Below are 7,324 nucleotides of genomic sequence, written 5' to 3'. Positions count from 1 at the left end.
CCTCGCCGCGCTGCGCCGCGACGACCGTCGCCGCGCCGGGCTCGTGCGGTGTCCGCATCCCAATCCTCCTGGCAGTGGTCGGTTCCGCTCAGGAGACGGCGGGCCGGGGCCACGATAACCAGAACGTCCCCCTAGGTTTGGCCGCCATGGACGCAGAGGAGTTCCGCCGGGCGGGGCACGAGGTCGTCGACTGGATCGCCGACTACCGCTCCCGCCTGGAGTCGTTGCCGGTGCTGGCGCAGGTGGAGCCGGGGTGGGTGCGCGAGCGGCTGCCCGCCGAGCTGCCCGAGGAGCCGGAGCCGTTCGACGCGGTGCTCGCCGACGTCGACCGCGTGGTGGTGCCCGCCACGACGCACTGGCAGCACCCGTCGTTCTTCGCGTACTTCCCGGCGAACGCGTCGCTGCCGTCGGTGCTCGGCGACCTGGTCTCCACGGGGCTCGGCGTGCAGGGGATGCTGTGGGCCACCTCGCCCGCGTGCACCGAGCTGGAGCAGGTGCTGATGGACCAGCTCGTGGCGGCGATGGGCCTGCCCGAGTCGTTCCTGGGCGGCGGGGTCATCCAGGACACCGCGTCGTCGGCCGCGCTGGTGGCGCTGGTGGCGGCGCTGCAGCGGGCGTCGGGCGGGAAGTGGCGGGCGGCCGGGGTGGACGGGTCGGAGACGATCTACGTGTCCTCGCAGACGCACTCGTCGCTGGCCAAGGCGGCCCGGATCGCGGGCCTCGGCGAGGAGGCGGTGCGCGCGGTTCCCACCGGCGACGACCTGGCGATGTCGGCGGACGCGCTGGAGGCCGCGATCGCGGCGGACGTGGCGGCGGGCAGGCGGCCGGTGCTGGTGTGCGCGACCGTCGGCACCACCGGGACCGGCGCGGTCGACCCGGTGCGGGCGATCGGCGAGGTGTGCGCGCGGCGCGGGGTGTGGCTGCACGTGGACGCGGCGTGGGCGGGCGCGGCGGCGGTGTGCCCGGAGCACCGGGGGATGCTGGACGGCCTGGAACTGGCCGACTCGTACTGCGCGAACGCCCACAAGTGGCTGCTGACGGCGTTCGACGCGTCCCTGTTCTGGACCTCGCGGCCGGACGTGCTGGTGGACGCGCTGACGATCCTGCCGGAGTACCTGCGCAACCCGGCGACCGAGTCGGGCGCGGTCGTGGACTACCGCGACTGGCAGGTGCCGCTGGGCAGGCGGTTCCGGGCGCTGAAGCTGTGGGCTGCGCTGCGGACCCACGGGCTGAGCGGGGTGCGGGCGCACCTGCGCGGGCACGTGGAGCTGGCGCGGAAGCTGGAGGGGTGGGTCGAGGCGGACCCGAGGTGGGAGGTCGTGACGCCCAGGACGCTGTCGCTGCTGGTCATCGCGGTGCGCGGGGACGAGGGGGCGACCAGGCGGGCGGTGGAGGCGGTGAACGCGAGCGGTGAGGCGTACCTGACGCACGCGGTGGTGGGCGGGCGGTACGTGGCGCGGGTGGCGGTGGGGGCGATCGGGACGCGGGAGCGGCACGTGCGGGCGCTGTGGGAGGCGCTGCGCGCGGCGGTGTGAGGCGGCGCGGTGGCCGGACTGCCGCCCCCGGTCACCGCCGCAGCAGCTCCGCCAGGTCGACCACCAGCGGGAACGGGCTCGCCAGCTCCACCTTGCCGCTGCCCGAGGCCACCGGCTCCCCGTCCAGGCGGGCGCTCGGCACGACGACCACGTCGGGCGCGCGCACGGTCACCGGGGGCGCCGGGTTGATCAGCACGTCGACCTCGTGCACGGCGTAGAGGTCGTCCGGGACGGCCTCGTTGAGCCGCGCGGTGAGGCGGTGGATCGCGATCTGGTGCCTCGGGCGCGTCCCACTCCTCCAAGCTCAGCAGGTGATCGGGGTAGGGCATCGCGGTCATCGCCTTCCACCTCCCCTCATCACCCCAGGAGTGGTCCACAGCACAGCGTGATCACTTGATCACCCGCAGCAACCCCTCCTGCACCACGGTCGCCACCAGCTCCCCGTCCGCGCTGAAGAACCGCCCCGTCGCCAGCCCTCGCGCGCCGGACGCCGAGGGCGAGGCGCAGTCGTACAGGAACCACTCGTCGGCCCGGAAGCGGCGGTGGAACCACATCGCGTGGTCCAGGCTCGCGCCGAGCACGTTGTCCGTGCCCCAGTACACCCCGTGCCTGACCAGGATCGAGTCCAGCAGCGTCATGTCCGACGCGTACGCCAGCACGCACACGTGCAGCAGGTCGTCGTCGGGGAGCTTGCCGTCCGCCCGCATCCACACCTGGCTGCGCGCCTCGGCGGGGCCGCTGTCGCGGGCCTTCCACGGCGGGGTCGTCACGTACCGCAGGTCGATCGGGCGCGGCAGCCGCGCCATCGCGCCCGCCTTGTCGAGGTAGCCCTCGGCGGCGGTGGCGTAGTCGGGCAGGGTGTCCGGCGCGGGGACGTCCGGCATCGGCTCCTGGTGGTCCATGCCGGGCTCCTCGCTCTGGAAGGAGGCCGACAGGGAGAAGATGGCCTTGCCGCGCTGCACCGCCACCACCCGGCGGGTGGTGAACGAGCGGCCGTCGCGGATGCGGTCCACTTCGTACACGATCGGGATGCGCGGGTCGCCCGGCCGGATGAAGTACGAGTGCAGCGAGTGCACCCGGCGCTCCGGCGGGACCGTCCGCCCGGCGGCCACCAGCGCCTGCCCGGCGACCTGGCCGCCGAACACCCGGACCGGCGACTCGGCCGGGGAGACCCCGCGGAAGATGTTCTCCTCGATGCGCTCCAGGTCGAGCAGCGCCACGAGGCGGTCGAGCACGGGCTGCCCGTGCGGCACGCCGTCGGTGTCCAGCGGCCCCTCTGTGGGGAATCCGGCGGCAGCGGCGGCACGGGCAGCCTCGGTCACGTCTATCTCCAGTGGTCAGGCGTGGTCTTCCTCACCGAGCCGGTGGACCCGGATGAGGTTCGTCGACCCCACGGTACCGGGCGGGGAGCCCGCCACGACCACCATGAGGTCACCCGCCTGGTACCGCCCGATGGACAGCATCGACGCGTCCACCTGGCGGACCATCTCGTCGGTGGACTCCACCCTGGGCACCAGGAACGTCTCGGTCCCCCAGGTCAGCGACAGCTGGGCGCGCACGCTCTGCTCGGGCGTGAACGCGAGCAGCGGCAGGTGCGTGTGCAGGCGGGCGAGCCGCCGCACGGTGTCGCCGGACTGGGTGAAGGCGACCAGCGCCTTCGCGTTGAGGCGCTCGCCGATGTCGCGGGCCGCGTAGGAGATCACGCCGCGCTTGGTGCGCGGGACGTGGGTCAGCGGCGGCACGGTCGTCGACTCGGTCTCGACGTGCTCGATGATCCGGCTCATCGTCTGGACCGTCTCGATGACGTAGCGGCCGACGCTGGTCTCGCCGGACAGCATCAGCGCGTCCGCGCCGTCGAGCACGGCGTTCGCCACGTCGGAGGCCTCCGCGCGGGTCGGCCGGGAGTTGGTGATCATCGAGTCGAGCATCTGGGTCGCCACGATGACCGGCTTGGCGTTCTCGCGGGCGATCTGGATGGCCCGCTTCTGCACCAGCGGCACGTACTCCAGGGGGAGCTCGACGCCCAGGTCGCCGCGGGCGACCATGACGCCGTCGAAGGCCAGGACGATGGCCTCCAGGTTGTCCACCGCCTCCGGCTTCTCGATCTTGGCGATCACCGGGAGGCGGCGGCTGCCCGACCGGTCCATGACCTGGTGGACCAGGTCGATGTCGGCGGGCGAGCGGACGAAGGACAGGGCGATGAAGTCCACGCCCAGGCTGAGGGCGAACTCCAGGTCCTCGATGTCCTTCTCGGACATGGCGGGGACGGAGACGTCCATGCCGGGCAGGGACAAGCCCTTGTTGTTGCTGACGGGGCCGCCCTCGGTGACCTCGCAGACGACGTCCGGACCGTCGACCTCGATCACGACGAGGCCGACCTTGCCGTCGTCCACGAGCAGCCGGTCGCCGACCTTGGCGTCCTTGGCGAGCTCCTTGTAGGTGGTTGAGACCCGGTCGTGGGTGCCCTCGACGTCCTCGACGGTCACCCGCACGACGTCGCCCGTCCGCCACTCGACGGGACCGTGGGCGAAGCGCCCGAGCCTGATCTTGGGGCCCTGGAGGTCGGCGAGAACGCCCACCGCCCGACCCGAGGCCTCCGCCGCGGATCGCACCAGGTCGTAGACCTGCTTGTGATCTGCGTGGCTGCCGTGGCTGAAGTTCATCCTTGCCACGTCCATACCGGCCGCAACCAGCTCGTTGATCTTGTCAGCGGTGGCGGTGGCGGGGCCCAGGGTACAGACGATCTTCGCGCGTCGACTCACGTTCCAAGAGACTAGCCCTGCTGACTGGACCGATCAGGATGTACCCGGCGGTAATCCGCTCGAAACAGGGAAAATCCCCGGTGTGATGGCCAGATTCTTTCCGTTGGTGACCGCGCTGTCGCTCAGCGTCATCATTCTGTTCACCCCGGCGTCGGGCGTGCCCGGTTCGCCGCCCGGAACGGACAAGGTGGTGCACGCCGTCCTGTTCGCGCTGCTGGCGCTCACCGCGCTGCACGCCCGGCTGCCGCGCGGGGCGGCGCTGGCGGGGCTGGTGGCGTACGCCGGGCTGTCCGAGGTGGCGCAGCACCTGCTGACCGGCCTGGGGCGCTCCGGGGACGTGGCGGACGCCGTGACGGACGTCGCGGGAATCGGGCTGGGGTGGCTGCTGCACCGGCGGCCGGGCCACCGGGCAGGGCGGGTTCGAGGGGGTGCGGGCGGGCGCTAGCGCGGATTTCCCCCGGCTCGGGAAGACTTCCGGTCCCGGACGTTCCAGGGGTTCGGACGTCCGGGACCGGAGCGGCGCCTTCGGGCGGCGCCTTCGGGCGGCGCCTGCGGAGCGGTTTCCCGGATCAGCGCCGGAAGCCGACCTCGGTGACGCCGACGTGGTCGGCGCACCACTCGTTGAACGCCACCAGCTCGCGCCAGGCCCCGAGGACCCGGTCGAAGCACTCGCGCTCGTGCAGCACGTCGTCCGGCCCCCAGACCTTCGCGGCGTAGATCGACCGGTGCTTGAGCAGCTCCAGCCGGGGGTGCTCGGGGTCGGCGCCGCGCGGGGCGCGCTTGAGCCGGTTGCCCCTGATCTCCCAGCCGCCCGCGACGAGCTTGTCCAGGACGGCCCGCAGCTCCTCGCCCCGGCGCTCGTCGGCGGCGGACTCGCGGTAGCGCGCGAGCTGGTCGGACGCCATGGCGAACGACCCGCCGCCGACCATCAGCCCCTCGGGGCTGATCTGCGCGTAGTAGGCCCCGCCGCCCCGCCCGGACTCGACCACGCCGCCGCAGTGCGTCTTGTACGGCGTCTTGTCCTTGCTGAACCGGACGTCCCGGTGCGGCCGGAACACCTTCCCGGCCCCGAACTCCGCCTCCAGGTCGGCCAGCAGGGCGCGCATGGGGTCGCGGACGTCGGAGTGGTAGGTGTGCTTGTTGGCCTCCCAGTAGGCCTTGGAGTTGTCGGCCACGAGCCCGTCGAAGAAGTCGATCGCGTACTCACCGAACCCGCGGAATTCCATGGGCACAGCCTACTTCGCCGGTTCGGGTGGTTAGCGCAAACCCTGGGCGACGGGATGCGCGCCACAGGCCCCCACCGGGCGAGCGGCAGTTCACCTCATCGGGCAAGCGGACCCTCGTGCATTTATTCCACATCAAATGGGTAGGCTTTGTGGTGCGTTTGCGGCAACCCCTGTGCCGAACGCGCGGCCAGTGAAACTTTTCCGCATTTATCGAGAGGACTTCGACGTGAAGACTGCACGTGGCGGCGCGGGCGGCGACGGCGACGGCGACTGAGCCGTCGTCCGCCGTGCCCTCAGGCGATCTCACGCCTTCAGCTGATCTGCAGGAGCATCCCTAGTTCGCGGTGCGCCACCACGTCGACGCCGTCGACGTAGAACCGCGCGCGCCCCCGCTCGTCGGTCGCCCTGCCCCAGTGGACCCCCTCGTCGTGCTCGGAGAACCCGAACGGTTCGAACGCGGCGTCGACCCCCTCGGGCAGGGTGACCTGATATCTCGCGTAGGGAACCGGCCTGCCGAACCGGAACGTGAACTTGTCCGCTTTCCCCTCGCGCATGAACGGCATCGACTTGCCCGGCCAGTCGCACTCGACCACGACGGAGATCTCCTCGCCGACGCGCGGCGGTTCCGCGAAGTGGATGACCAGGCGCAGCCTGCCGTCCCCCAGCCACTGGACGGTGCGCTCCAGGTTCACGCCGGGCCGGTCACCGATCAGGAGCTTGCGCACCCGCAACCGCACCTTGCCCCGGTGCCGGGAGGGTTGCGGCCACCCGGAGCCGAAGGCCAGGCGCATGAACAGCATTCCGCTCTCGGTCACCTCGGCTCGGATGGTGGTGGTGTCGAGCGAATCGCCCCTGCTGTTCCGGATGACCGAGGACTCCTCCCACTTGATGAAGCGGTACGGGAGCCCCTCGTGGTCCAGGATCGCTTTCACGTAGCGCAGGACGAGCCCGCGGTGCGCGTCGGCCTCGCGGCGCAGGGAACCGAGACCGCCGATCAGCAGCAGCACCGAGCACAGCGCCAGCGACACCAGGAGCGCGACCGAGATCGCTTGCACCAAGCCATCTCCGAGGACGAACCCGAGAATTGCGGACAGCAGCGCGGCGGCGGCCACCGATCTGATCACCGGGCGCGCGTCCTCACGCGTCAGGCAATCGCCGATCCGGGAGAGGAAGCCTTTGAGCACAAGAACCCCCGACGTTCCGTTCCAGCCCATCGTGAAATCACGGTAACCAGTTCCGGGAGGTCCAAGCGGCCCATTCTTCGAGGGGCGCGGTCCTGCTCACGGCCCCGGTGGCGCGCCTCCGAAAGGAGGCGTCGGGCTACCGTTCGACGCAGGCGGGTTGGGCCGGGTTCAGCAGTTCGGCCATCAGCTCGACGGGCAGCACCGGGTTCGCGGCGGCGCGGCTGAGGGCGTTCCAGGGCGCGTCGTCGGCCAGCAGGACCGGGAACGCGGACGCGGGCAGGTTCGGGTGGGACGCCGCCTCCTCCGCCGCGCGCTCGTCGGACAGGCAGCGCAGCAGGGTCTCCGGTCCGGCGTTGGGGTGGGCGGCGATCGCGCGGTACGCCTTCCTCGGGGTTTCCGGGTCCCGCGCCATGCGGTCGAGCAGGTCGGGCGGGCAGTTCGGGTTGTGCGCCAGGCGCTGGTGCAGGCGGGGGCCGTGGCGGTCCGCGAGGGCGCGCAGGCGGTCCTCGGGCAGCGCGGGGTTCGCGATCACGGCCTTGACCACGACCACGTCCCCGTCCTCCGCGAACGCCTCCAGGAGGTCGTCGGGGAGGTCCTCGCGCGCGGCCACCAGCGCC

General features: G+C 71.9%; 8 protein-coding genes. 2 read left to right on the top strand and 6 right to left on the bottom strand.

The genetic code is table 11. The features are described from left to right. The first annotated feature begins 146 nt into the window (after positions 1 to 146). Positions 147 to 1,535 carry an aminotransferase class V-fold PLP-dependent enzyme gene (locus ACTUAL_RS09890; protein WP_440900052.1) on the top strand — a complete coding sequence of 463 codons (1,389 nt, stop codon included), beginning with the start codon at positions 147 to 149 and terminating at the stop codon, positions 1,533 to 1,535. Positions 1,536 to 1,566: 31 nt separating this feature from the next. Here ACTUAL_RS09890 and ACTUAL_RS09885 read toward each other — a convergent pair whose 3' ends face one another. The 3 genes from ACTUAL_RS09885 to pyk all read right to left on the bottom strand — a co-directional run bounded on the left by ACTUAL_RS09885 (position 1,567) and on the right by pyk (position 4,297). Continuing rightward, a complete protein-coding gene (locus tag ACTUAL_RS09885; protein WP_440900051.1) occupies positions 1,567 to 1,746 on the bottom strand; it encodes a hypothetical protein in 180 nt (59 codons plus the stop codon). A 178-nt stretch (positions 1,747 to 1,924) separates the two neighbouring features. After that, on the bottom strand, positions 1,925 to 2,857 hold the full coding sequence (gene tesB / locus ACTUAL_RS09880) for an acyl-CoA thioesterase II (protein ID WP_198320563.1): 933 nt from the start codon (positions 2,855 to 2,857) through the stop codon (positions 1,925 to 1,927). 15 nt (positions 2,858 to 2,872) lie between these two features. Further along, positions 2,873 to 4,297 (bottom strand): pyruvate kinase, encoded by a 1,425-nt coding sequence (gene pyk, locus ACTUAL_RS09875; RefSeq protein WP_096496398.1) that lies wholly within the window; start codon positions 4,295 to 4,297, stop codon positions 2,873 to 2,875. Between the two features lie 85 nt (positions 4,298 to 4,382). Between pyk and ACTUAL_RS09870 the strand changes: the two genes are divergently transcribed. Continuing rightward, positions 4,383 to 4,742: a VanZ family protein gene (locus tag ACTUAL_RS09870; protein ID WP_440900050.1), complete on the top strand. Its 360-nt coding sequence runs from the start codon at positions 4,383 to 4,385 to the stop codon at positions 4,740 to 4,742. Positions 4,743 to 4,866: 124 nt separating this feature from the next. Here ACTUAL_RS09870 and ACTUAL_RS09865 read toward each other — a convergent pair whose 3' ends face one another. The 3 genes from ACTUAL_RS09865 to ACTUAL_RS09855 all read right to left on the bottom strand — a co-directional run. After that, complete coding sequence (locus ACTUAL_RS09865) at positions 4,867 to 5,523, bottom strand: DUF2461 domain-containing protein (protein WP_096496399.1); 657 nt, start codon at positions 5,521 to 5,523, stop codon at positions 4,867 to 4,869. A 311-nt stretch (positions 5,524 to 5,834) separates the two neighbouring features. Continuing rightward, the gene (locus tag ACTUAL_RS09860; protein ID WP_440900049.1) at positions 5,835 to 6,647 is read right to left on the bottom strand and encodes a hypothetical protein; all 813 of its coding nucleotides are present in this window, start codon (positions 6,645 to 6,647) and stop codon (positions 5,835 to 5,837) included. Positions 6,648 to 6,843: 196 nt separating this feature from the next. Further along, positions 6,844 to 7,324: hypothetical protein (locus tag ACTUAL_RS09855; RefSeq protein WP_440900048.1), on the bottom strand; the 481-nt coding region annotated here is incomplete at its 5' end.

The sequence above is a fragment of the Actinosynnema sp. genome, from assembly GCF_052038725.1.
This window is presented reverse-complemented; position numbering and strand designations above follow the sequence as displayed.

Bases quoted from the DNA above. Each gene is read 5' to 3' on its own strand.
- ACTUAL_RS09890 (WP_440900052.1), top strand. From the start codon at position 147: ATGGACGCAGAGGAGTTCCGCCGGGCGGGGCACGAGGTCGTCGACTGG.
- ACTUAL_RS09870 (WP_440900050.1), top strand. From the start codon at position 4,383: ATGGCCAGATTCTTTCCGTTGGTGACCGCGCTGTCGCTCAGCGTCATC.
- ACTUAL_RS09865 (WP_096496399.1), bottom strand. From the start codon at position 5,523: ATGGAATTCCGCGGGTTCGGTGAGTACGCGATCGACTTCTTCGACGGG.